Consider the following 23,951-nt stretch of genomic DNA (forward strand, 5'->3'; position numbering starts at 1 on the left):
CCTTTTTGCCCCAATTAGCGGTTTTAGGGGCTGAATAGCGGTGCGACAGTGCGGCACGTTGTCGGACGCCTGCACGTTCCGTATTCTTGCCAACCTCCGGAGTGCGCGGCCACCGTTGCCGTGCGCCCGTTTTGTTACGCGGGGACGCCACGTCGGCGGACCCTGTCCGGGCACCGCCGAGCGCCGCGTCCCGCGGCTGAGGGAGCTGACGATGGCGAAGCCAGCCGACACCAGGACCGCCGGTAGCAAGCCGACGGCGAAGGCCACCCGCAGCGCGGCCGAGACCGAGAAGATCCGGGCGGCCCTGGCGGCCCGACGGGACGAGCTGCGCGCCGAGTACGATCAGACGCTGAGCGAGATCACCGAGCTGCAGCGCGACCGGTTGACCGACTCGGCCGGGGACGACCAGGCCGACACCGGCACCAAGACGTTCGAGCGCGAGCAGGAGATCTCCCTCGCCAACAGCATCCGGGAACGGATCACGCAGGTCGAGCGCGCCCTGGAGCGGCTCGACGAGGGTGGCTACGGATGGTGCGAGCGGTGCGGGAACCCGATCCCGGTGGAGCGGCTCGCCGCCTTCCCGTCGGCGACCCTCTGCGTGACCTGCAAGCAGCTGGCGGAGCGGCGCTGACGCCCACTCCCCGGTGACCTCGCGAGACGGCGGAACCACGCCGTCAGGACAGTCGATGGGGAGTCGATGACCACAGCACCGACCGCCGGATCCGGCACCACCGAGCCGGGCGGCGGCACACCCCGCCGCAGGGCGGTCGTGGTCCTCGTCGGCATCGCCTCACTCGCGCTGCTGACGGATCTGCTCACCAAGCACCTGGCCCTGCAACTGCTCGACGACCGGGCCCCGGTCCGGCTGCTGGGCGGGGCGGTCTACCTCACCCTGACCCGCAACAGCGGCGCGGCGTGGAGCATCGGCGCGGACCACACCTGGGTGTTCCCGCTGATCACCATCGGGGTGGTCGGCTGGATCGCCTGGATGGCGCTGCGGCTGCGCTCGCTGCCCTGGGCGGTCTCCCTCGGCCTGGTGCTGGGGGGCGCGCTGGGCAACCTCACCGACCGGATCTTCCGGGCACCCGGCCACTTCGTCGGTCACGTGGTGGACATGGTCAGCCTCTTCGACCCGTACGGCCAGGTGTGGCCGGTGTTCAACCTGGCCGACAGCTGCCTGGTCTCCGGGGTGCTGCTGGCCGTGCTGCTGGAGCTGACCGGCCGCCAGCGCGACGGGCGGCGGGTCGGCGGCCGGGGCGACGCGGTGTCCGCCGGGTCACCGGCCGACGGGCCGACCCCTGCCGACGCCGAGCCGAGGGAGCGGGCATGACCGACACCTCCGTCGCCGGTGGCGACCACCGTTCGCTGCCCGTCCCGGACGGCCTCGACGGCATGCGGCTGGACCAGGCGGTGTCCCGCCTGTTCGGGCTCTCCCGGACCGCCGCCGCCGCGCTGGTCGACGCCGGGGACGCGCTGGTCGACGGGGTGGCCCGGCAGAACTCGCACAAGGTCAAGGCCGGCTCCTGGCTGGAGGTGACGCTGCCCGCCCCGGTCGCCCCGCCGACCGTGGTGCCGCAGGCGGTCCCCGGGCTGACCGTGGTCTACGCCGACGACGACATCGTGGTGGTGGACAAGCCGGTCGGGGTGGCCGCCCATCCCAGCCCCGGCTGGACCGGCCCGACGGTGATCGGCGGCCTCGCCGCGATCGGCCACCGGATCTCCACCAGCGGGGCCGCCGAGCGGCAGGGCGTGGTGCACCGCCTCGACGTCGGCACCACCGGGATCATGGCGGTGGCCAAGAGCGAGCAGGCGTACACCGCGCTCAAGCGGGCGTTCAAGTACCGCGAGGTGGAGAAGCGCTACCATGCGGTGGTCCAGGGGCATCCCGACCCGTCCCGGGGGACCATCGACGCCCCGATCGACCGCCACCCGCACCACGACTACCGCTGGGCGGTGGTCTCCGACGGCAAGCCGAGCATCACCCACTACGACACCATCGAGGCGTTCCCGTCGGCCAGCCTGCTCGACGTCCGGCTGGAGACGGGGCGTACCCACCAGATCCGGGTGCACTTCTCGACCCTGCGGCATCCCTGCGTCGGCGACCTCACCTACGGCGCCGACCCGACCCTGTCGGCGCGGCTCGAACTGCGCCGGCAGTGGCTGCACGCCCGGTCGTTGACCTTCGCCCATCCGCGTACCGGCGACGACGTCACCTTCGTCAGCGAGTACCCGGACGACCTGGCCCGCGCGCTGGCGATCCTGCGCGACTGACCGGTACGGCCCGATCCGCCACCCGCCGGCAGGGCGGGCCGGTGATGGGCGATTCGTCGGAAGGGGCACCCGGCGTGATCGCCCCGACACCGTCACCGACCGGAGAGGGTACGGATCGTCCGGCGTCGACCCCCGCTGCGACCTCCCCGGACTCCGGTGGCAGCGGGTCATCCGCCCGGTCGCGCTGAGTATTGTTGCCGGGGGATGTGTGCAGACCGCCGTGGTCCGAATAGGGTTTCGTTCGTAGCCTGTCAGGCGGATATCGACGGCGCGGGAGGGCGAGCCTTGGACGGCACCGAGACCGGCTGGAGCCGGTCGGCCGAACCGGCACCGCGATGGCGGGCGCTCTTCGAGCGCGCCCGCCTCGGCGGGCGCGCCGCCGAACAGCCGGAGCCGGACCGCCGGGGCGAGGACCCGACCCGGGAGCCGTTGCCCGGCCGTACGCCCGGCGGCGGCTGGGCCGGGCGGGGATCGGCCACCGTGCCACCACCTGCCGACCCGGGCTACCCCGCGCGCCCGGGCTACCCCGCCGATCCGAACTACCCCGCGAGCCCGGGCTACCCGGCGGACCCGAACTACCCCGCGGAGCCGGGTTACGCCGTCGATCCGGGCTACCGGGCCGGGGCGAGCTACCGGGTCGACCCGGCCCACCACGCCGGCCCCGGCCACCCGGCCGAGCCCGGTCTCCGCGCCGATCCCGGTTACCCGGCCGGCTCCGGTTACCCGGCCGATCCCGGCTACGCGGCCGATCCCGGTTACCCGGCCGAGCCTGGTTACCGGTCCACCGGCGGTTATCCGGCCGAGCCCGGCTACCTGCCGGAGCCGGCCCGCCCGCCGGACCCGCCGGTCGTGCCGTCCCGCTACGCCCTGCTGGACGGCGGTTACCGGGCTGAGCCACCAGCCGCCGAGTCCCGGTACGCCCTGCTGGACAACGGATACCGCGCGCCCGGTTACGCGCCGCCCGAACCGGCGTACCAGCCACCCCAGCCGGCGTACCCCGAGCCGGCGTACCCGGAGCCCGGCTATCAGGCCGAGCCGCCGGTCTACCAGCCCGAGCAGCAGGCCTACCCGCCCGCGGTGACCGCCGACCGCAGCTATCCGGCCCGGATCGAGCCGGCCCGCATCGAGTGGCGTCAGCAGGGTCCACAGGACGAGCAGGAACGGGCCGCCGGCATCCTCCGGCGTGACCTGGGCACGCCCCGGGTGCTCGCGTTCGCCAACCCCAAGGGCGGCGTACACAAGACCACCGCCACCGTGCTCGCCGCCGCGACCGTCGGCAGCGTCCGGGGCCGGGGCGTGCTCGCCTGGGACGACAACGAGCTGCGCGGCACCCTCGGCCTGCGCGCCGGCAGCGCCCGGCACGCCCGGACGATCCGGCACCTGATCAGCGACCTGGCGCACATCGAGATCCGCGACGGGGCCGAGCTGCTGGAGTCCCTCGACGACTACCTGCGGCACGCCTCCGACGGCTCGTACGACGTGCTGGCCGGGGAGGAGAGCCCCCGGTTCGCCCAGCGGCTCGACCAGTTCACCGTCAAGCGGGTGCTGGAGCTGCTGCGCCGCACCCACGACGTGGTCTGCGTGGACACCGGCAACAACGTGGAGAGCCCCAACTGGCGCACCGTCATGCACGCCGCCGACCAGCTCGTGGTGACCACCGTGCCCCGGGAGGACGCCGCGTTCAGCGCCGACTGGATGCTCGACCTGCTGCACGAGGAGGGGATGGGCGAGCTGGCCGACAACGCGGTCACCCTGATCTCCTGCCCGACCCCGGGCCGGTCACCCCTGCAGGACGACCTGGAACGGCACTTCGCCACCCGGACCCGGGCCGTCGCCGTGGTGCCGTACGACCCGGTACTGGAGACCGGCTCGTCGATCGAGTACCACCACCTCCAGGCCGAGACCCGGGCCGCCTGGCTGCGGGCCGCCTCGATGATGCTGGAGCCGTTCGCCCGCTGAGGGGCAGTCCCGCCTCCGCCGCCCCGCCGTACCGCTGCGCCTGAGAGGATCATCGGGTGAGCACGGACACCCCCGATCCCCACCGCCCCGCCGACGCCCCGGCGGGTGCCGCGCCCACCCCGGACGCCGCCACCACCGGGCCACCGGCCGGCGGGCCGTCCACCGCGCCCGGCCACGACCCGGCCGGGAACCACTCCACCGCGCCGGCCTACGACCCCACCGCCCGGGGGCACGACCCGGCCGGTTACGGCCCTACCGCGCCCGGCCACGACCCGGCCGGGTCGTACCTGCCGTGGCCGCCGGCCGCCGGGCTGCCGCAGCGGGCCGACCGGCGGCCGGGGCGCACGCTGGCGGTGGCGGGTGCCCTCGTGCTGGGGGTGGCCGCGCTCGGTGGGCCGCTGGGGCTGCTCTGGGCGGCGCTGGCCCCGGACACCCCGGTGCGCAAGACCGCCGAGGGGGCCGTCTACGCCCAGCCCCAGCCGGAGCAGCCGATCGCCGCCGACGGCTGGTTCAGCCTGCTCGGGCTCGGTTTCGGGGTGCTCGCCGCGATCGCGGTGTGGACGCTGCTGCGCCGTCGCCGCGGGCCGGTGGACCTGGCCGCGCTGACCGTCGGCGCGCTCGGCGCCGCCCTGGTCGCCTGGCAGCTCGGCCGGCGGATCGGGCTGGACGGCTACCAGCGGCTGCTCGCCACCGCCCCCGCCGGCACGCCGTTCGACAAACCGGCCGACCTGCGGGCCGGCGGCATCGAACGGATCTTCGGCGTGCTGCCCGTGCCGTACGGCAACCTGCTGCTGCCGGCGTTCGCCGCCGCCGTGACGTACACCCTGCTGGCCGGCTGGTCGCGCTGGCCGGCACTGCGCCCGGAGCCGGAGCCCGACGCGGCGGCGGGGTGGCCCGCCGCCGGGGCGGCCGGCGGGGTCAGTTGGGGGCCGGCGGGGACGCCAGCTCCGACAGCGGCACCGGAACCGCCCGCACCTGGCGCAGCAGGGTCGACTCGCGGTTGAGCAGCCGCAGCTCGGCGCGGAGCCGGGCCGCCGTGTCGTCGATGGCGAGCAGCCGTTGCCGGTCGGCCACGGTCAGCACGGCGGTGGCCGCGACCAGGTGGGACAGCACCGTCGGGTCCTCCGGCAGCTGCTCGGACAGCTCCTCCGGGTCGTCCCGGATCAGCCCCAGGTACTGCCGGAACACCGCGATCACCCGGGTCGCCAGCAGCTCCGCGGCCTCGTCCGGGCCGGTCGGCTCAGGCAGCCACTCGACCTCGGCGGTCAGGTAGCCGGCGGCGTCCCGGTCGGTCCCGGTGACCCGGAACCGTCGCCGGCCCACCGTGACGATGTCGAAGCCGCCGTCGTCCAGCTCGGTGACCTGCCGCAGCTCGGCCGTGCAGCCCACCTCGTGCAGGGTCACCTCGCCGCCGCCGGGGGTGGCCCGACCCGCGGCCGGGGCGACCTCCCAGCCGGAGCGGATCGCCACCACACCGAACTCCCGGGGCACCCTCTCGGGCCGGGCGACCAGGTCCCGCACCAGGTGGCGGTAACGCTCCTCGAAGATGTGCAACGGCAGCACCAGACCTGGAAAGAGCACCGTTGCGAGGGGGAACACCGGCAGCCGTGCGGTCACACGTCCGAGCGTAGCCCGATCCGGCGAGGTCGGCGTGTCCCGGCTCACCGTCCCGCGGTACGGGCGGCGCGGGTCGCCCTCCGGGCCGCCGCCTAGACTCGGGGGCGTGTTGAATCGGATCGACCTGCGCGGCGGGTTCCGCGACCCGCGCCGCCTGCTGCCCCGTGCCCAGCTCGACGTCTCCGTGGCCGTCGAGCGGATCCGCCCGCTCGTCGAGGCGGTCCGGGACCATGGGTACCCGGCGATCCGGGAGGCCAGCGAACGGTTCGACGGGGTCTGCCCGCCGGTGCTGCGGGTTCCGGCCGGGGCGATCGCCGAGGCGGAGGGGACGCTCGACCCCGACGTCCGGGCCGCCCTGCTGGAGTCGATCGAGCGGACCCGTCGGGTGCACGCCGACCAGCGCCGCACCGACCACACCACCCGGGTCGCGCCCGGGGGCACCGTCACCGAGCGCTGGCTGCCGGTCGACCGGGTCGGCCTCTACGTCCCCGGCGGGCTGGCGATGTACCCGTCGACGGTGGTGATGAACGTGGTCCCGGCCCAGGCGGCCGGGGTCCGCTCGCTGGTGGTGACCAGCCCGCCGCAGCAGGACAACGGGGGCCTGCCGGACGCCCGGGTGCTCGCCGCCTGCGCGCTGCTCGGCGTCGAGGAGGTGTACGCCGTCGGCGGCGCCCAGGCGGTGGCGATGCTGGCGTACGGCGCCGCGGTCGACGCCGAGGGCACCCTGCGCTGCGAGCCGGTCGACATGATCACCGGACCGGGCAACATCTGGGTCACCGCGGCCAAGCGGCTGCTGCGCGGCGTGGTCGGCATCGACGCCGAGGCCGGCCCCACCGAGATCGCGGTGCTGGCCGACGACACCGCCGACCCGGCGCACGTCGCCGCCGACCTGATCAGCCAGGCCGAGCACGACCCGCTGGCGGCCAGTGTGCTGGTCACCCCGTCGGTCGAGCTGGCCGACGCGGTGGACCGGGAGCTGGCCCGACAGGTGCCGGCCACCAAGCACGCCGACCGGATCGGCACCGCGCTGGGCGGGGAGCAGAGCGGCGTCGTGCTGGTCGACGACCTCGACGCGGGGCTGCGGGTGGTCGACGCGTACGCCGCCGAGCACCTGGAGATCCAGACCCGGGACGCCCGCGACTGGGCGCTGCGGGTGCGCAACGCCGGGGCGGTCTTCGTGGGGGCGTGGGCGCCGGTGTCGCTCGGCGACTACTGCGCCGGCTCCAACCACGTGCTGCCCACCGGGGGCTGCGCCCGGCACTCGTCCGGGCTGTCCGTGCAGTCCTTCCTGCGCGGGGTGCACCTGGTGGAGTACACCCGGGAGGCGCTGCGCGACGTCGCGCCGCACGTGCTGACCCTGGCCACCGTGGAGGACCTGCCGGCGCACGGTCAGGCGGTCGCCGTGCGCTTCGCCGGGGAGCCGTCGTGACCATCCTCGACGACCTGCCGATCCGCGACGACCTGCGGGGGCGGTCGCCGTACGGTGCGCCGCAGCTCGACGTGGCGGTCCGGCTGAACACCAACGAGAACTCCTACCCGGTGCCGGAGCCGGTGGTCGAGGCGATCGCCAAGGCGCTCGCCGCCGAGCTGCGCGACCTCAACCGCTACCCGGACCGGGAGGCGCTGGCGCTCCGCGCCGACCTGGCCGGCTACCTGGGCCACGGGATCACCGCGGATCAGGTCTGGGCGGCCAACGGCTCCAACGAGATCCAGCAGCAGCTGCTCCAGGCCTTCGGCGGGCCGGGGCGGACCGCGCTCGGCTTCGTGCCGGCGTACTCGATGCACCCGCTGCTCGCCCTGGGCACCGGCACCCGGTGGGTGCCGGTGCAGCGGGGGGTCGACTTCGGGCTGACCGCCGCCGAGGCGGTCGCCGAGGTCCGGACGCACCGCCCCGACGTGGTCTTCCTCTGCTCGCCGAACAACCCGACCGGCACCGCGCTCGACCCGGCGGTGGTCACCGCCGTGCTCGACGCCGCGCCCGGCATGGTGGTCGTCGACGAGGCGTACGCCGAGTTCGCCCGCCCCGGCACCGGCAACGCCCTGACGCTGCTGCCCGGCCACCCCCGGCTGGTGGTGAGTCGGACGATGAGCAAGGCGTTCGGGTTCGCCGGCGGCCGGTTGGGCTACCTGGCGGCCGACCCGGCGGTGGTGGCGGCGGTACAGCTGGTCCGGTTGCCGTACCACCTCTCCACGCTCACCCAGGCCGCCGCCCGCGCGGCGCTGGCCCACCGCGACGCCCTGCTCGGCAACGTCGAGGCGATCAAGGTGCAACGCGACCGGATCGTCGACACGCTGCGGTCGCGGGGCCACCGGGTGGCCGACAGCGACGCCAACTTCGTGCTCTTCGCCGTCGGCGGCGACCAGGCCACCGCCTGGCGTGCCCTGCTCGACGCCGGGGTGCTGGTCCGGGACGTCGGCCTCCCCGGCTGGCTGCGGGTCACCGCCGGCACCCCCGCCGAGACCGACGCCTTCCTCACCGCGATGGAGAAACTGTCATGAGTCGCACCGCCCGGGTGGAGCGGATCACCAAGGAGACCAAGGTCCTCGTCGAGATCGACCTCGACGGCACCGGCCAGGCCGAGATCAGCACCGGGGTCGGCTTCTACGACCACATGCTCCACCAGATCGCCCGGCACGGCGGCTTCGACCTGACCGTCCGCACCGTCGGTGACCTGGAGATCGACGCCCACCACACGATGGAGGACACCGCGCTGGCCCTGGGCGCCGCGTTCGACCAGGCGCTGGGGGACAAGGCCGGCATCCGACGGTACGGCTCGGCCACCGTCCCGATGGACGAGGTGCTCGTCCGGGCCGCCGTCGACCTGTCCGGCCGCCCGTACGTGGTGCACGACGAGCCGGCGCTGTCGCCGTACATCGGGCCGGTCTACCCGACCAGCATGACCCGGCACATCTGGGAGTCCTTCGGCCAGTCGGCCCGGGTCACCCTGCACGTGGACGTGCTGCGCTCGGCCCGGCCGGGTGGCCACCCGGACGCGCACCACGTGGTGGAGGCCCAGTTCAAGGCGGTCTCCCGGGCGCTGCGGGAGGCCACCGCGCTCGACCCGCGTAACGCCGGCGTGGTGCCCAGCACCAAGGGCGCGCTGTGACCGGCGCGGCCCGGACGACCCGGCCCGGCCCGCGCCGGGGTGACCGGGCCGGAGGGCGACGCTGATGGGGCCGGTGCTGCCGACCCTGCTGTTGATCCTCGCCGGCCTCCTCGTCGGCGGGGCCTGGTCGTTGTACCGGCAGGACGCGCCGCGTGGTGCGATCGTGGTCACCGGGCTGCTCGCCGTGCTGGCCACCGTCGGCGGGGTGCTCTGGCTGCTACCCGGGGAGGGCTGATGAGCGAGCGGGTCGCCGGGGACGACACCGGCGGGCGGGGGCGCGGCCGGCGGATCGTGGTGCTCGACTACGGCTCGGGCAACCTGCGTTCGGCCGAGCGGGCGCTGGCGCACGCCGGGGCGGACGTCACGGTCACCGCCGACCTGGCCGCCGCCGCCGGGGCCGACGGGCTGGTGGTGCCGGGTGTCGGCGCGTACGCGGCCTGCATGGCCGGGATCGAGGCGTCGGGTGCCGGCCCGGTGATCGCCGAGCGGGTCGCCGCCGGTCGGCCGGTGCTCGGCATCTGCGTGGGCATGCAGGTGCTCTTCGAGCACGGCGACGAGCACGGGGTGGTGACCAAGGGGCTGGGGCTGCTGCCGGGCGGGGTGACCCGGCTGCCCGCCGACCGGTTGCCGCACATGGGCTGGAACACGGTGACGCCGCCGGCCGGCTCGGTGCTCTTCGCCGGGCTGCCCGCCGACAGCCGGTTCTACTTCGTGCACTCCTACGGGGTGCTGGAACGGCCGGCGCTGACCGGAGCGGGAGCCCGGGTCACCACCGCGCACCACGGCACGGACTTCGTCGCCGCGGTGGAGCGGGGGGCGCTGTCGGCCGCCCAGTTCCACCCGGAGAAGTCGGCCGAGACCGGTGCCGCGCTGCTGCGTAACTGGCTGGCCACGGTTGACTGAGCCGTCGGGCCGCACCGGGCCGGGTGCGCGGTGAGCAAGGAGCGGGCCCGCCGACGGGCCGTCCGGGAGGCGGAGGCGGCCCGCGACCGTGTCGTCCGCCAGCGCAAACTGGCCCGGCGGCAGCGTCGTCGCGCCCTGGTCCGTCGGGTCACCCCGCAGTGGCGGCGGGGCCGGACCGGCCGGTTGGCCCGGCGCAGCCGGGGGGAGCGGGCCGCCATCGTCGGGCTGACCGCGGCGGCGCTGGCGCTGATCTGGGTTTTCGTCGACGATCTGGCGCTGCGGTTGGTGCTGGTCGTGCTGTTGCTGCTGGTCCTGCCGGCGATCGTGGTGATCGCCCTGGACCGTCGGATCTGACCGAGGAGTAGAACGTGAGCCTGACCCTCTTGCCCGCCGTGGACGTCGCCGACGGCCAGGCCGTCCGACTCGTGCAGGGCGCGGCCGGCAGCGAGACCGCGTACGGCGACCCGCTCGACGCAGCGCTGGCCTGGCAGAACGACGGCGCGGAGTGGATCCACCTGGTCGACCTGGACGCGGCCTTCGGCCGGGGTTCCAATGCCGCCCTGCTCGCCGAGCTGGTCGGGAAGCTGGACGTGCGGGTGGAGCTGTCCGGCGGTATCCGGGACGACGCGTCGCTGCGGGCCGCGCTGGCCACCGGGGCGGCCCGGGTGAACATCGGCACCGCCGCGCTGGAGGACCCGCAGTGGTGCGACCGGATCTGCGCCGAGTACGGCGACCGGGTGGCGATCGGCCTGGACGTGCGGGGCCGTACCCTCGCGGCGCGCGGGTGGACCCGGGACGGCGGTGACCTGTGGGAGGTGCTGGCCCGGCTGGACGCCGCCGGCGCGTCCCGGTACGTGGTGACCGACATCACCAAGGACGGCACGATGCGCGGGCCGAACCTGGACCTGCTGGCCGAGGTGTGCGTCCGCACCTCCGCCCCGGTGATCGCCTCCGGTGGTGTCTCGACCCTGGACGACCTGCGCGCCCTGGCGACCCTGGAGCCGGCCGGTGTGGAGGGCGTGATCGCCGGCAAGGCGCTCTATGCGGGCGCGTTCACGGTGGCCGAGGCGCTGGCCACGCTCCGGGCCGCCGGATGACCGACGCCGGGCTGCCGCCGGGTGACGACGCGACGGTCACCCGGCTCGGCTCGGGCGGCCCGTGGGAGGCGGTGTACGGCTACTCCCGGGTGGTCCGGGCCGGCCGGTCGGCCTGGACGGCCGGCTGCACGTCGACTGTCGACGGGACGGTGACGCACGTCGGTGACGCCGCCGCCCAGACCGCCCAGGCGTTGCGGATCGGCCTGGCCGCCCTGGGCGAGGTGGGCGCGTGCGCCGCCGACGTGGTGCGGACCCGGTTGTACGTGACCGACCGCCTCTTCGCCGACGAGGTGGGCCGGGCGCACAACGCCGTCTTCGGCGCGGTCCGGCCGGTCGCCACCATGATCGTCGTCGCCGGTCTGCTCGACCCGGACCACCTGGTGGAGGTCGAGCTGGAGGCCTACCTGCCGCCGTCCTGACCTGCTCATCGGCCGTTCCGGGCCGGTGCGTCCCGGCCCCTGCCCGATCCGTTCCCTTCCGACCTCTCCCGGCCCGTTCCCTCCCGACCCGGCGGGTCCAGGGGCGCACCGCGGCGGGCCGGCCTGGCCGGGAGAGCTGGGTCACCCTCCGGCCTGATCGGTTGTGCACAATCAAATTGCGGGCTATGTTTTCCGGGTGACTGAGGATCTGGTGCTGGGCCGGCAGGTGTGCTTCGCGCTCTACGCGGCGTCCCGGGCGCTCACCGACGTCTACCGGCCCATCCTCGACGAGTTCGGGCTCACCTACCCGCAGTACCTGGTGCTGCTGGTGCTCTGGGAGCGGGGTGACGATCCACCCACCGTCTCCGAGCTGGGAGCCGCGCTACGGCTCGACTCCGGCACCCTCTCCCCGCTGCTCAAGCGGTTGGCGGCGGCGGGCCTGGTGGTCCGCACCCGATCCGCACGTGACGAGCGACGGGTCGAGGTGGGGCTGACCGCCGACGGCGCGGCCCTGCGCCAGCGGATGACCGACGTGCCGACGCGGGTGGTCTGCGCCACCGGCCTCGACGAGGCCGAACTCGTCACGCTGCACGACACCCTCACCCGGATGACCGCGACGATCCACCGACAGAAGGAGCAGTGATTCCCATGCAGGTGCTCTACACCGCCTCCGCGACGGCCACCGGCGACGGCCGCGACGGCCACGTCCGTACCTCCGACGCCACCCTCGACCTGGACCTGGCCGTCCCGAAGGAGATGGGCGGCGCGGGCGGCGCGGCCAACCCCGAGCAGCTCTTCGCCGCCGGCTACGCGGCCTGCTTCCACTCCGCGCTGCGGGTGGTCGCCCGCCGGGCCAAGGCCGACGTGACCGGCTCGGTCGTCGAGGCGGAGGTCGGCATCGGCGCGAACGGCAGCGGCGGCTTCGGTCTGGCCGTCACCCTGGTGGTGGACCTGCCGGCCGTCGAGCGCTCCGCCGCCCAGCAGCTGGTCGAGGGTGCCCACCAGGTGTGCCCCTACTCGAACGCCACCCGGGGCAACATCGAGGTCACCCTCACCGTGCGCGAGGCCGCCGCGGCCTGATCACCGCACCGGTCCACCACCATCGCGTACGAGAGGACGACACCGATGAGCAGCAACCGTGAGATCCACCTGGCGTCCCGCCCGCAGGGCTGGCCGACCGCAGACAACTTCCGCCTGGTCGACACCGAGGTGCCCAGCCCGGGGCCGGGGCAGATCGTGGTCCGCAACCAGTTCATGTCGGTCGACCCGTACATGCGCGGCCGGATGAACGACGTCAAGTCCTACGTGCCGCCCTTCGCCCTGGACGTGCCGCTCGACGGTGGGGCGGTCGGGGAGGTGGTGGCCGGCGAAGCCGACGGGATCCGGGTCGGCGACACCGTGCTGCACGGGCTCGGCTGGCGGGAGTACGCGCTGCTCGACGGCCGGTCCGCCCGCCGGGTCGATCCGGACGTCGCCCCGGTCAGCGCCTACCTGAGCGTGCTCGGGATGACCGGGCTGACCGCGTACGCCGGGCTGCTCGACGTGGCGGCGATGCAGCCGGGGGAGACGGTGTTCGTCTCCGGCGCGGCCGGCGCGGTGGGCAGCATGGTCGGCCAGATCGCCAAGCTCAGGGGGGCCGGCCGGGTGGTCGGCAGCGCCGGCTCGCCGGCCAAGGTGGAGCGGTTGACGGCGCTCGGTTTCGACGCCGCCTTCGACTACCACGACGGCCCGGTACGCGACGCGCTGAAGGCCGCCGCCCCGGACGGAATCGACGTCTACTTCGACAACGTCGGCGGCGAGCACCTGGAAGCGGCGATCGGCGCGATGAACCTGCACGGCCGGGCCGCGATCTGCGGCATGATCGCGCAGTACAACTCGGCCGAGCCGCCGGCCGCGCCGCGCAACCTGGCGCTGGTCATCGGCAAGCGGCTCACCCTGCGCGGCTTCCTGGTCGGCGACCACGGCGACCTGCGCGACCAGTTCGTCACCGAGGTCGGCGGCTGGCTGCGCGAGGGCCGGCTCTCCTACGACGAGACGATCGTCGACGGCATCGAGAACGCCCCGGACGCATTCCTCGGCCTGCTCCGCGGCGAGAACCTCGGCAAAATGCTGGTCCGCCTCTAACCAGCCCACCCCACCCCCACCCGCCCCACCCGCTCCCCGCCCCTGCGCCTCCCGCCTCCGCCCCCGCCCCTCCCGCCCCCGCTCGACAGCGTTGATCAAGAGGTTTGCGCCATTCTTGAAGATCGAACTGACGTAAACCTCTTGATCATCGTCCGTAAACCTCTTGATCACCGTGGGGTTCCCCGGGGGTGGCGTGCGGGGTGGGCGAGGAGGGGGCACGGGGTGGGGGTGGGTGGGGCGGGGTTGGATAGGCTCGGCGCATGACGGTGGCGGTACGGGTGATCCCATGTCTGGACGTGGACGCCGGCCGGGTGGTCAAGGGGGTCAACTTCCTCGACCTGCGCGACGCCGGTGACCCGGTGGAGCTGGCGGCGGCGTACGACCGGGCCGGGGCGGACGAGTTGACCTTCCTGGACGTCACCGCGTCCTCCAGCGACCGGGGCACCATGCTCGACGTGGTACGCCGTACCGCCGAGTCGGTGTTCATCCCGCTGACCGTCGGCGGCGGGGTCCGGCAGGTCGCCGACGTGGACACCCTGCTGCGCGCCGGGGCGGACAAGGTGGGGGTGAACACCGCCGCCATCGCCCGCCCCGAGCTGATCGCCGAGATCGCCGACCGGTTCGGCCGGCAGGTGCTGGTGCTCTCGTTGGACGTCCGGCGGGCATCCGCCGGCACCACCCCCAGCGGTTTCGAGGTGACCACCCACGGTGGCCGGCGGGGCACCGGGCTCGACGCGGTCGAGTGGGCGGCGCGCGGTGCCGAGCTGGGCGCGGGGGAGATCCTGCTCAACTCGATGGACGCCGACGGCACCAAGGCCGGTTTCGACCTCACCCTGATCGAGGCGGTCCGTGCGGTGGTCGACGTGCCGGTGATCGCCAGCGGCGGTGCCGGCCGGGTGGCACACTTCCCGCCCGCGATCGGCGCGGGTGCCGACGCGGTGCTCGCCGCCAGCGTCTTCCACTTCGGCGAGCTGACCGTCGGGGAGGTCAAGGACGCCCTGCGCGCCGCCGGGCACCCGGTGCGCTGACGCTTCCGCCGCCGCCCACCCCGGCACTCCTGCTCCGTGCGCGGGCCGACGGCTCCGTTCCCTGGTCCGTGCGCGAGCCCCACGGCTCCGATCCCTGGTCCGTGCGCGGGCCGACGGCTCCGTTCCCTGGTCCGTGCGCTAGCCCCACGGCTCCGATCCCTCGTCCGTGCGCGGGCCGGCCCCGGTCCGCCGCCCGGCCCTGCTCCGGCGGCGAGAGTGGCCGGCCCCGGTGAGGACCGGTGTCGCTACCGCCGGGGTGCGGGTCGGGCGTGAGCGCGCTGGCTCAGCGGCCGGTCTGGCCCTCGGGGGAGCGGCGCGGGGCCGGAATCGACCGGACCACGTACTCCTGCACGGCGGCGGCGTGGTCCTCCTCGGGCAGGTGCCACGGGGCGCTGCCCGGGGCGTGTCGCCGGACGAGCACCCCCTGGACACTGTCGACGGTGCCCCCGACCCCGGCCCGGGGCCGGGTGCGCCAGAGCTGCTCGCCGTCCGGGGTGATCCGGAACCAGCCGTCGGAGACGGTGACCAGTCCCGCGCCGACCAGTCGCTGGACCGCTGTCTCCACGTCGTGCCGTTCGGGTATCGCGTGGTTGAGGTGGTCGGCGGTGGACAGCACGTCAGTGAGTCGAACCCCTTCCGGGCGGCGGGAGTCCGCCGCGCGCCGATGCCGTCCGGCCCCGCTGGCGATCACCAGTGACACGAAGATCCAGGCGTCCGTCCAGCGCCACGCGTTATCCCCCATGCACGAATGATGCCTGTAGGTGTCCGCTGAGGAAACACCTACTTTCCCCCTGTCATGTCAGCGCAGCTCAGCGTGGATCACCCCCGAAGCCCTGGAGCGCGGTCGCGCCGGAGACCGGTCCGGGACGACCCGCTCCGGAAGCGTGCGGCGGCTCGGCGCCCGGTGTCCCGACGCGCGGCGGGGGGTCGGTCGGCGCGGTGGGAACCGGTGTCCCGACGCGCGGCGCGGGTTCGGTCGGCTCGGCGGGAACCGGTGTCCCGACGCGCGGCGCGGGTTCGGTCGGCTCGGCGGGAACCGGTGTTCCGGCACCCGGTGCGGTGGCACCCGGTGCCGCTCGGGGCGGATCGGTGGGAACCGGTGCCGGCGGGACGGCGAAGCGCGGGATGAAGAACTGGGTCAGCGGGCCGATGCCGAGCGCGTACCCGACGGTGCCGACCCCGACCGTGCCGCCGAGTAGCCAGCCCAGGGCCAGCACGGTGACCTCGATGACGGTGCGGACCAGCCGGACCGAGCGGCCCGGCCGGCGGGCGACGTAGCCGGTCATCAGGCCGTCGCGGGGGCCGGGGCCGAGCCGGGCGCCGAGGTAGAGGCCGGTGGCCGCGCCGTTGGCGACGATGCCGCCGAGCAGCAGGCCGGCCCGGACGGGCAGCGGCAGCCCGGCCGGCAGCAGGGCGACCGTGGCGTCCACCACCAGCCCGATCACCACCACGTTGCTCACCGTGCCGAGCCCCGGGCGTTGCCGCAGCGGGATCCAGAGCAGCAGCACGAGTGCGCCGACGGCGATGGTCACGGTGCCGAACGACAGGCCGGTCTGCCGGGCCAGCCCCTGGTGGAAGACGTCCCACGGGTCCAGTCCGAGCCCGGAGCGGATCATCATGGCCATGCTGACGCCGTAGAGGACCAGCCCGGCGAAGAGCCGGGTGAGCCGTCGGGCGGGACGGTGCCGGAGATTGCCAAGCAGAGCCATGCATGCCACCCTAGGGTCCAATGCTCAGGGTAGAAGAGCCAATTTGACGGGAGTGGCCGTGACCAGCCAGGTGCGAGGGGTCCAATTGGCCCGGTTGCTCGGGCAGTGGCACGCGCTGCCGGGTCGTCGCCGCAGCCCCGACTACGCCGCGCTCGCCGCCGCGGTGCGGGGCCTGCTCGCCGACGGCCGGCTCCCGCTGGGGGTACGCCTACCCGCCGAGCGGGAGCTGGCCGAGGCGCTGCGGATCAGCCGTACCACGGTCACCGCCGCCTACCGGCAGCTGCGGGAGACCGGTCACCTGGCCAGCCGACGCGGCGCGGGGAGCTGGACCATGCTGCCCGGCACCCACCGGGTCGCCAGCACCGGCCTGTGGACCCCGCTGGACGACCGCGACATGATCGACCTCGGGGTGGCCGCGCTGGCCGCCCCGCCCGAACTGGTGCCGGCCGCCCGGGCCGCGGTGGAGGATCTGCCGCGTTACCTGTCCGGCGCGGGCTACCACCCGACCGGCATCATCGAGCTGCGCGAGGCGGTCGCCCGGACGTACACCGAGCGGGGCCTGCCGACCAGCGCCGAGCAGATCATGGTGACCAGCGGCACCCAGCACGCCCTGGACCTGGTGCTCCGGCTGGCCCTCGCGCCCGGCGGGAACGTCCTGGTGGAGTCGCCCACCTATCCGAACGCGCTCGCCGCGCTGGCCGCCCGGCGGGCCCGGATCAGCACCCACGGCCTCGCCGTCGACGCCGGCTGGGACGCCGACCTGCTGCTGGGCAGCATCCGGCAGACCCGGCCCAAGCTGGCGTACCTGATCCCCGAATTCCAGAACCCGACCGGCCACCTGATGCCGGCCGAGCTGCGGGAGCGGCTGGTGGCCACCGCCCACGCCGCCGGCACCGACCTGGTGGTCGACGAGTCCTTCGTGGACCTGCCGCTGAACGGCACACCGCCGCCCCCGCCGGTCGCCGTCTTCGACCGGCACTCCCGGGTGATCTCCATTGGCGGGATGAGCAAGCCGTACTGGGGCGGGCTGCGGATCGGCTGGGTACGGGCCTCCGCCCCGCAGGTGCAGCGGCTGGCCGCGGCCCGGGTCGGGGTGGACATGGCCAGCCCGGTGCTCGACCAGTTGGTGGCGGTGCACCTGCTCGCCCAGGCCCCGGCGATCGTCGCGGCCCGCCGCGCGCAGCTCGTCACCCAGCGGGACGCCCTGCTCGACGTGCTCGCCGAGCGGCTGCCCGACTGGCGGGTCGGGGTGCCGCACGGCGGGGTCACCCTCTGGGTCGAGCTGGACGGCCCGATCTCCAGCGCACTGGCCCGCGCCGCCGAGGAGGTGGGCGTACGGCTGGCCCCCGGCCCCCGCTTCGGCCTGGACGGCACCCTGGAACGCTTCCTGCGGCTGCCCTTCACCCTGCCCGCCGACGACCTGGTGGAGGCGGTCGGGCGGCTGGCGGCCATCCGGTACGACCTCGACCGGGGAGCCGGTCGCCCGCGCTGGCGGGAACCGGCCGTCATCGCCTGACCCGGCCGCGCCCCGGAGCCGCCGAGACCCGGCCCCGGTCCAGAGCCCGGTCGGGCCGAAAGCGGCCTGGCCGGGCGGTGCCGGCTGGGAGACTGCCGGGGTGGGTAACCCGGGGTGGTCGCGTGGCGTCCGGCCCGGTGCGCCCGGCTCCCGGACCACCCGCCTGGAACTCTTCTACGACCTGGTCTTCGTCTTCGCCTTCTTCAACGTCACCGCGTTGACCTCGCAGGAGCCGACCGGCAGCAACCTGCTGCGCTGTCTGCTGGTGCTGGGGCTGCTGTGGTGGTGCTGGACCGGGTTCGCGGGCCTCGGCAACGCCGTCCGGGCCGACCAGGGGTGGGTGCCGGTGGTCGGCTTCCTCACCGGCACCGCCACCTTCCTGCTGGCGCTGAGCATGCCGGGGGCGTTCGTCGACGAGCCCGGCGGGCTGAACGGCCCGCTGGTCTTCGCCGGCTGCTACTTCCTGGTCCGGGCCTCCCAGCTGGCCGTCTTCGGCGTGCTGGCCCGCGGCGACCCGACCCGGTGGCGGCAGTGGATCCGGCTGGCGTTGCTGCCGGTGGCCGCCACCGGGCTGCTGGTCGTCTCCGCGTCGCTGCCGGGGAGGATCGCCGGGGACGGTGCCGCGACCGCCCTGCAACTCACCCTCTGGGCGGCGGCCCTGCTGCTGGAGTACGTGGTCGGGGTACGGGTGGGCGGGACCTACTGGACGGTGCTCTCCGCCGGGCACTGGGCGGAACGGCACGCACTGATGGTGCTGATCGCGCTCGGCGAGTCGATCATCGCGCTCGGGGTAGGCCCGAAGTTCGTCACCGGTCTGCCGTTGACCTGGCCGGTGGTGATCGCCGCTGTGCTCGGCATCGCCGTGGCGTCGGTGCTGTGGTGGGCCTACTTCGACACCCTGGCGCTCGCCCTGGAGCAGGCGCTGCACCGCAGCCGCGACCCGGCGTCGCGGGCCCGGCTGGCCCGGGACGTCTACACCTACCTGCACCTGCCGATCGTCGCCGGGGTGATCTTCTTCGCGCTCGGGCTCAAGGACCTGCTGGTCGAGGTGGCCGATCCGGACACCCCGCGCTGGGGGGAGTCGCTCGGCGGCTACTGGATCCTGGTGCTCTACGGCGGGGTGGGCCTCTACCTGCTCAGTCTCGTCGCCTGCGGGCTGCGGGCGGTCCGGGTGCTGCGCTGGCCGCCGGTGGTGGCGGTGCTGGCGCTGGGCGCGCTCGCCCCGGTGGGTGCCCGGGTGTCCGAGGTGGGCGCGTTGGCGCTGTTGGCGCTGGTCTGCGTCGCCTTGGTCGTGGTGGAGACCCGGGGGCAGGGCCGCCGTCGCCACCGGGTGCGGCAGTTGGCCCTCCAGGAGCAGGAGGCGGCCGAGGTCGAGCAGAGCCGGTGGCGGCACGAACACCTGTGACCGACCGGCGGCGGTGTCCCGGGACGGGGGGACACCGACGCCGGTCGGTCATCGACGGTCAGATCTCGGCCAGGCTGCCCGCGTACATCTTGTCGATCTCGGCGGCGAAGTTGCTCTCCACCCCACGGCGCTTGATCTTCAGGGACGGGGTCATCTCGCCGTCCTCGATGGTCAGGTCGCGGGGCAGGACGGTGACCCTCTTGATCGTCTCCCAGCGGTTGAGCTTGGTGTTGAGCTGGGCGACGTGCTCCTCGACCATGGCCCTGGCCTCGGGCGAGGCGACGATCTCGGCGTAGTCGCGCCCCTCGAGCGGCCCCCCGGCCGCCCAGCCCCGGATGGCGTCCGGGTCCAGGCTGACCAGCATGGTGCAGTAGTTGCGGGCCTGACCGATCACGATCGCCTGTGAGGTGTACGGGCAGATCGCCTTGAACATGCCCTCGATGTGCGACGGCGCGACGTACTTGCCGCCGGAGGTCTTGACCAGGTCCTTCTTCCGGTCGGTGATCCGCAGGTAACCGTCGCCGTCGAGGCTGCCGATGTCACCGGTGCGGAAGAAGCCGTCCTCGGTGAACGCGGCGGCCGTCTCCTCGGGCAGGTTGTGGTAGCCGCGCATCACCGGTCGACCCCGGACCAGGATCTCGCCGTCGGTGTCGATCCGGCACTCCAGGTCGCCCATCGCCCGGCCGACCGTGCCGATCCGCAGCCCGTCGGGCGGGTTGACGAAGTTGCCGGCGCTGGTCTCGGTCAACCCGTACCCCTCGGAGATGGGCAGGTTGGCCGCGGCGAAGAAGGTGGAGATCTCCGCGCTCAACGGCGCCGCACCGGAGACGAGCACCCGGATCCGGCCGCCGAGGCGGGCCTGGAGCTTGCTGAACACCAGCTTCTCGGCCACCGCGTACTTGGCCTTCAGCAGGCCCGGGACCGGACGGCCGGCCTGCTCCAGGGCGACCTTCCGCTTGCCGACCTCGACCCCCCAGGCGAAGATCTTCGCCTTCGCGCCGCCCGCGTCCTGCGCGGTGGTGACCGCCTTGTTGTAGACCTTCTCGTAGACCCGGGGCGCTCCGCACATCAGCGTCGGACGGATCACCGCGAGCATCTCGACCAGCTTGTCCACCCGGCCGTCGACATAGGTGGGCAGGCCGACGTGCGTCGATCCGCAGAGCAGCGTCTTGCCGAACGAGTGGGACAGCGGCAGCCACAGGTACTGCACGTCGTCGTCGCGCAGCAGACCCGTCTCGGCCTGCACCACCCCCTCCCAGCACCAGCCGCCGTGCAGCAGCTCGACGCCCTTCGGCCGGCCGGTGGTGCCCGAGGTGTAGATCAGCGTGGCCAGGTGCTCCGGGCCGACCGGGGCGATCAGCCGGTCGACCAGGCCCGGGTCGGTGGCGAGGGCCTGTGCGCCCCGCTCCTCCAGCTCGGCGAGGGTGAGCTGGGGCACCGCGGCGGCCGGGTCGGGGGTGCCGTCGAAGAGCACCACGTGGGTCAGCGCGGGCAACGTCGCACCGGCGATCTTCGCGGCCTGGGCCGGGTTCTCCGCGAACAGCACCCGGGAGCCGGAGTCGGCGATGATGTACGTCGCGTCCTGCGGCTCGGTGGTCGGGTAGACGGTGGTGGTCGCGCCACCGGCGCACATGATGCCGAAGTCGGCGACGATCCAGTCCAGCCGGGTGTTGGCCAGGATCGCCACCGGGTCCTCCAGCCCGACCCCGAGCCCGTGCAGGCCGGCGGCGACCGCGTCGGCCCGCCGGCCGACCTGCGCCCAGGTCAACCAGACCGGCCCGGAGTCGTCCGCCGCCGGGTGGGCGAAGGCGTGCCGGTCGGGGGTCGCGGCCACCCGCTTGCGGAACATGTCGGGGATGGAACGGTAGGGCACATCGAGAGCCATCGCGGTAGCCGCCTTCGGGGGTGGATGACGTGACGGGGGTCACGTCGCTCTGCGGTTACCGAAGGGTATTGCCTGCACCGGCGCATCGGCTAGCCCTCGAACCTGTGAGGCGGCTGAGTACCCCGCGCCCCGGCGTCGGCCCGACCCCGCGCGGGCGGCGGGTCAGAGCCCCAGCCGGGCGGTGCGCAGGCGTTCGGCCAGCGCGGCCGGTCCGTCGATCTGGACCCGGGCCACCCGTTGCCGGCCGGAAAGGAACAGCACCAGCTCCCCGGGCGACCCGACCAGCCGGACCCGTTCCCCGCCCCGACCGGCGGTCAGCTCGCCGTGGCCGGGGGCCTGCACCAGCAGACTCGCCGGGAAGCGCCGGACCCGGGTCCGGACCAGCAGGGCCACCGGGCGCCACAGCCGGGCGGTCAGCCCCGCCGGGAGGTCCCGGGGCTGCCAGCCCGACCGGGCCCGCCGGACGTCCTCGTGGTGGATGAAGAACTCCATGGTGTTGGCCACCTCGTCGGTCAGCGGGTTGCTGACCGGGCTCCACACCGGTGGGCGGCGCACCTGGGCGACCAGTTCCGACCAGGGCCGGGCGGCGATCCGCAGGCGCACCCGCTCGGCGTACCCCTGCAGCGGCGGCAGCAGGATGCCACCGGCGGCGTCCGGACGGCGCTCCCGCACCACCAAATGGGCGGCGAGGTCCCGGGCGGTCCACCCCTCGTTGATCGTCGGGGCGTCCGGGCCCACGTCCAGCATCAGGTCGGCGAGCGCCTCGCGCTCCGCTCGGGCGTACCGCGGCATGCAGCGATCGTAGGTCGCCCGGCCGGCATCGGCGCGGCGAGCGGTCCGCCGCGCCGGCCGGTGACCGCTCGGCGACGTGACGGTGGACATACCACGCCGGGCGGCGGAGGTGGCTGCGACCGGTAAGGATAAGGGAGATACTGGTGGCTTACGGCGGGGGAGAGCGTGACGAGCGGGACGAGTCGGGACGTGATCCAGCGGGGGCTGTCGATCCTCGGCCGGGCGATCCGGGAACAACCACGCATCTTCGCGGTGGCCGTCGCCGGCAGCGTGCTCTTCGGCGGGCTGGTGATCGCCAGCGCCTACGTGGTGGGCGCCGTCGTCGGCGACGTGGTCGTGCCGGCGGTCGAGTCCGGCGAGGTGGGCACCGGCACCCTGGCCCTGGCGGCGGTGGCGCTGTTCGGGATCAGCGTGCTGCGGGTGGTCGGCATCTTCGGCCGGCGGCTCGGCGCGGGTTACATGCAGTTCCGCCTCCAGGCCGCCTACCGCCGTCGGGTCACCCGCCGCTACCTGGACCTGCCGCTGTCCTGGCACCACCGCAACGCCACCGGGACGTTGCTGTCCAACGCCAACTCCGACGTGGAGGCGGCCTGGTACCCGATCGCACCGCTGCCGTTCGCGGTCGGCACGCTGGTGATGCTGGTCGGCGCGGTCGGCTCGCTCTTCGCCACCGACTGGGCGCTCGCCCTGGTCGGGCTGGCCGTGTTCCCCGCCCTGTTCGCGCTCAACGTGGTCTACTCCCGCCGGATGGCCCCCCGGCAGGCCCGCGCGCAGCGGTTGCGGGCCGAGGTCAGCGGCATCGCCCATGAGAGCTTCGACGGCGCCCTGGTGGTCAAGACCATGGGCCGGGAGGCCCAGGAGACCGCCCGGTTCGCCGGCCGCGCCGGGCAGCTACGGGACGCGCTGATCTCGGTCGGCCGGCTGCGGGGGGTCTTCGACCCGCTGCTGGAGACGCTGCCCAGCCTCGGCACCCTGGCCGTGCTCGTGGTCGGCACGATCCGGCTGCGGCAGGGCGCGATCAGCGTCACCGAACTGGTCAGCGTCGCGTTCCTCTTCACCGTGCTGGCCTTCCCGGTGCGGGCCATCGGCTGGGTGCTGGCCGAGCTGCCCCGCAGCGTGGCCGGCTGGGACCGGGTCAGCCGGGTGCTCGACGCCACCGGCGAGATGCCCTACGGGGACGTCGCCCTCGCCGACGACGGCACGCCCGCCACCCTGGCCTTCACCGACGTCCACTTCGGGTACGCGCCGGCCGAGGCGCACCTGCCCGGCGCGCAGGTGCTCGGCGAGGTCACCTTCACCGTGCCCGCCGGGCGGACGGTGGCGCTGGTCGGGCCGACCGGCGCCGGCAAGTCCACCATCGCCTCGCTGGCGGTCCGGCTGGTCGACCCGGACAGCGGCACGGTGAGCCTGGACGGGGTGGACGTCCGGCGGCTCACCGCCGGGTCGCTCGCCTCGACCGCCGCCCTGGTCGCCCAGGTGCCGTTCGTCTTCGACGACACGGTCCGGGCCAACATCAGCCTGGACCGGCCGGGCATCGACGACGGGGAGGTCTGGGCGGCGCTGCGGCTGGCCGAGGCGGACGGTTTCGTCGCCGCCCTCCCCGACGGGCTGGACACCATGGTCGGCGAGCGGGGCACCTCGCTCTCCGGCGGGCAGCGGCAACGGCTCACCCTGGCCCGCGCGCTGGCCGGTCGGCCCCGGCTGCTGGTGCTCGACGACGCCACCAGCGCGGTCGACCCCCGGGTCGAGGCGGCCATCCTGGCCGGGCTGCGCTCCCCCGCACCCGGGCAGCAGGCCGCCGCGTCGATCCTGGTGGTGGCGTACCGGCGGGCCACCATCGCGCTCGCCGACGAGGTGATCTACCTGGAGCAGGGCCGGGTGCTGGCCCGGGGCACCCACAGCGAACTGCTGGCTACCGTGCCCGGCTACGTCGACCTGGTCACCGCGTACGAGCAGGCCGAGCAGGAACGTGAGCAGAACCGGACGTACGACGAGGTCGCCCCGCTGCCGTCGGGCCTGGAGATCGAGGTGGACCGGTGAGCGCGAGGAGCGCAGCGCAGCGGAGCCCCGCAGTCGCGAGCGGAAGGTCGGTTCGGTGAGCGCGAGGAGTGCAGCGCAG

24 protein-coding genes and 1 pseudogene are annotated in these 23,951 nt (G+C 74.4%); 20 read left to right on the plus strand and 5 right to left on the minus strand.

Annotation, left to right across the window (positions count from 1 at the left end):
* The first annotated feature begins 211 nt into the window (after window positions 1-211).
* From GA0070623_RS26950 to GA0070623_RS26970, 5 genes are all read left to right on the plus strand, one after another.
* Window positions 212-631, plus strand: a complete 420-nt coding sequence (locus GA0070623_RS26950) for a TraR/DksA family transcriptional regulator (protein WP_067301769.1) — start codon at window positions 212-214, stop codon at window positions 629-631.
* 66 nt (window positions 632-697) lie between these two features.
* Window positions 698-1,330: a signal peptidase II gene (lspA, locus tag GA0070623_RS26955; RefSeq protein WP_067301766.1), complete on the plus strand. Its 633-nt coding sequence runs from the start codon at window positions 698-700 to the stop codon at window positions 1,328-1,330.
* On the plus strand, window positions 1,327-2,271 hold the full coding sequence (locus GA0070623_RS26960) for an RluA family pseudouridine synthase (protein ID WP_067301763.1): 945 nt from the start codon (window positions 1,327-1,329) through the stop codon (window positions 2,269-2,271). The genes lspA and GA0070623_RS26960 overlap by 4 nt, the downstream gene beginning before the upstream one ends.
* 285 nt (window positions 2,272-2,556) lie before the next feature.
* On the plus strand, window positions 2,557-4,230 hold the full coding sequence (locus tag GA0070623_RS26965; RefSeq protein WP_067301760.1) for a MinD/ParA family ATP-binding protein: 1,674 nt from the start codon (window positions 2,557-2,559) through the stop codon (window positions 4,228-4,230).
* A gap of 56 nt (window positions 4,231-4,286) precedes the next feature.
* On the plus strand, window positions 4,287-5,234 hold the full coding sequence (locus GA0070623_RS26970; protein ID WP_067301758.1) for a DUF2567 domain-containing protein: 948 nt from the start codon (window positions 4,287-4,289) through the stop codon (window positions 5,232-5,234).
* Here GA0070623_RS26970 and GA0070623_RS26975 read toward each other — a convergent pair.
* Complete coding sequence (locus GA0070623_RS26975; protein WP_067301755.1) at window positions 5,149-5,847, minus strand: LON peptidase substrate-binding domain-containing protein; 699 nt, start codon at window positions 5,845-5,847, stop codon at window positions 5,149-5,151. The genes GA0070623_RS26970 and GA0070623_RS26975 overlap by 86 nt on opposite strands.
* A 106-nt stretch (window positions 5,848-5,953) precedes the next feature.
* Between GA0070623_RS26975 and hisD the strand changes: the two genes are divergently transcribed.
* The 12 genes from hisD (at window position 5,954) to hisF (ending at window position 14,525) form a co-directional block, all read left to right on the plus strand.
* The gene (gene hisD / locus GA0070623_RS26980; protein ID WP_067301752.1) at window positions 5,954-7,276 is read left to right on the plus strand and encodes a histidinol dehydrogenase; all 1,323 of its coding nucleotides are present in this window, start codon (window positions 5,954-5,956) and stop codon (window positions 7,274-7,276) included.
* The gene (locus GA0070623_RS26985; protein WP_067301748.1) at window positions 7,273-8,346 is read left to right on the plus strand and encodes a histidinol-phosphate transaminase; all 1,074 of its coding nucleotides are present in this window, start codon (window positions 7,273-7,275) and stop codon (window positions 8,344-8,346) included. The genes hisD and GA0070623_RS26985 overlap by 4 nt, the downstream gene beginning before the upstream one ends.
* Entirely contained in the window at window positions 8,343-8,954 is a 612-nt protein-coding gene (gene hisB, locus GA0070623_RS26990; RefSeq protein ID WP_067301745.1) for an imidazoleglycerol-phosphate dehydratase HisB, read from the plus strand. Before GA0070623_RS26985 ends, hisB begins: the two co-directional genes overlap by 4 nt.
* 64 nt (window positions 8,955-9,018) lie before the next feature.
* On the plus strand, window positions 9,019-9,189 hold the full coding sequence (locus tag GA0070623_RS30490; protein WP_172898466.1) for a hypothetical protein: 171 nt from the start codon (window positions 9,019-9,021) through the stop codon (window positions 9,187-9,189).
* The gene (gene hisH / locus GA0070623_RS26995) at window positions 9,189-9,857 is read left to right on the plus strand and encodes an imidazole glycerol phosphate synthase subunit HisH (protein ID WP_067301742.1); all 669 of its coding nucleotides are present in this window, start codon (window positions 9,189-9,191) and stop codon (window positions 9,855-9,857) included. The genes GA0070623_RS30490 and hisH overlap by 1 nt, the downstream gene beginning before the upstream one ends.
* A 30-nt stretch (window positions 9,858-9,887) precedes the next feature.
* Complete coding sequence (locus GA0070623_RS27000) at window positions 9,888-10,211, plus strand: hypothetical protein (RefSeq protein ID WP_067301738.1); 324 nt, start codon at window positions 9,888-9,890, stop codon at window positions 10,209-10,211.
* Window positions 10,212-10,225: 14 nt separating this feature from the next.
* Complete coding sequence (gene priA, locus GA0070623_RS27005; protein ID WP_067301735.1) at window positions 10,226-10,954, plus strand: bifunctional 1-(5-phosphoribosyl)-5-((5-phosphoribosylamino)methylideneamino)imidazole-4-carboxamide isomerase/phosphoribosylanthranilate isomerase PriA; 729 nt, start codon at window positions 10,226-10,228, stop codon at window positions 10,952-10,954.
* Window positions 10,951-11,373, plus strand: a complete 423-nt coding sequence (locus GA0070623_RS27010; protein WP_067301732.1) for a RidA family protein — start codon at window positions 10,951-10,953, stop codon at window positions 11,371-11,373. The genes priA and GA0070623_RS27010 overlap by 4 nt, the downstream gene beginning before the upstream one ends.
* A gap of 196 nt (window positions 11,374-11,569) precedes the next feature.
* Entirely contained in the window at window positions 11,570-12,016 is a 447-nt protein-coding gene (locus GA0070623_RS27015) for a MarR family winged helix-turn-helix transcriptional regulator (RefSeq protein WP_067301729.1), read from the plus strand.
* 5 nt (window positions 12,017-12,021) lie between these two features.
* Window positions 12,022-12,453: an organic hydroperoxide resistance protein gene (locus tag GA0070623_RS27020; protein ID WP_067301726.1), complete on the plus strand. Its 432-nt coding sequence runs from the start codon at window positions 12,022-12,024 to the stop codon at window positions 12,451-12,453.
* Between the two features lie 45 nt (window positions 12,454-12,498).
* Window positions 12,499-13,497 carry an NADP-dependent oxidoreductase gene (locus GA0070623_RS27025; RefSeq protein WP_067301723.1) on the plus strand — a complete coding sequence of 333 codons (999 nt, stop codon included), beginning with the start codon at window positions 12,499-12,501 and terminating at the stop codon, window positions 13,495-13,497.
* 260 nt (window positions 13,498-13,757) lie between these two features.
* Window positions 13,758-14,525 carry an imidazole glycerol phosphate synthase subunit HisF gene (gene hisF / locus GA0070623_RS27030; protein WP_067301720.1) on the plus strand — a complete coding sequence of 256 codons (768 nt, stop codon included), beginning with the start codon at window positions 13,758-13,760 and terminating at the stop codon, window positions 14,523-14,525.
* Between the two features lie 283 nt (window positions 14,526-14,808).
* Here the strand turns inward: hisF and GA0070623_RS27035 are convergent, their stop codons facing one another.
* Together GA0070623_RS27035 and yczE are read right to left on the minus strand one after the other, a co-directional pair.
* On the minus strand, window positions 14,809-15,267 hold the full coding sequence (locus tag GA0070623_RS27035) for a hypothetical protein (RefSeq protein ID WP_089004194.1): 459 nt from the start codon (window positions 15,265-15,267) through the stop codon (window positions 14,809-14,811).
* 322 nt (window positions 15,268-15,589) lie between these two features.
* Window positions 15,590-16,234 (minus strand): annotated as a pseudogene (gene yczE, locus GA0070623_RS27040) (membrane protein YczE); the annotation flags it as partial.
* A gap of 58 nt (window positions 16,235-16,292) precedes the next feature.
* Here yczE and yczR point away from each other — a divergent pair.
* Complete coding sequence (gene yczR / locus GA0070623_RS27045) at window positions 16,293-17,750, plus strand: MocR-like transcription factor YczR (RefSeq protein ID WP_067314298.1); 1,458 nt, start codon at window positions 16,293-16,295, stop codon at window positions 17,748-17,750.
* A 100-nt stretch (window positions 17,751-17,850) separates the two neighbouring features.
* Window positions 17,851-19,155 carry a low temperature requirement protein A gene (locus tag GA0070623_RS27050; protein WP_067314287.1) on the plus strand — a complete coding sequence of 435 codons (1,305 nt, stop codon included), beginning with the start codon at window positions 17,851-17,853 and terminating at the stop codon, window positions 19,153-19,155.
* Window positions 19,156-19,213: 58 nt separating this feature from the next.
* On the opposite strand, the gene GA0070623_RS27055 is transcribed toward GA0070623_RS27050, so the two are convergent.
* Entirely contained in the window at window positions 19,214-21,040 is a 1,827-nt protein-coding gene (locus GA0070623_RS27055) for an AMP-dependent synthetase/ligase (protein ID WP_067314290.1), read from the minus strand.
* A gap of 162 nt (window positions 21,041-21,202) precedes the next feature.
* Window positions 21,203-21,832 carry a TIGR03085 family metal-binding protein gene (locus GA0070623_RS27060; protein WP_067314300.1) on the minus strand — a complete coding sequence of 210 codons (630 nt, stop codon included), beginning with the start codon at window positions 21,830-21,832 and terminating at the stop codon, window positions 21,203-21,205.
* A gap of 165 nt (window positions 21,833-21,997) precedes the next feature.
* On the opposite strand from GA0070623_RS27060, the gene GA0070623_RS27065 reads away from it, so the two are divergent.
* Window positions 21,998-23,872 (plus strand): ABC transporter ATP-binding protein, encoded by a 1,875-nt coding sequence (locus tag GA0070623_RS27065; RefSeq protein ID WP_172898467.1) that lies wholly within the window; start codon window positions 21,998-22,000, stop codon window positions 23,870-23,872.
* Window positions 23,873-23,951 lie beyond the last annotated feature (79 nt).

Source organism: Micromonospora rifamycinica (genome assembly GCF_900090265.1).
Lineage (GTDB): Bacteria > Actinomycetota > Actinomycetes > Mycobacteriales > Micromonosporaceae > Micromonospora > Micromonospora rifamycinica.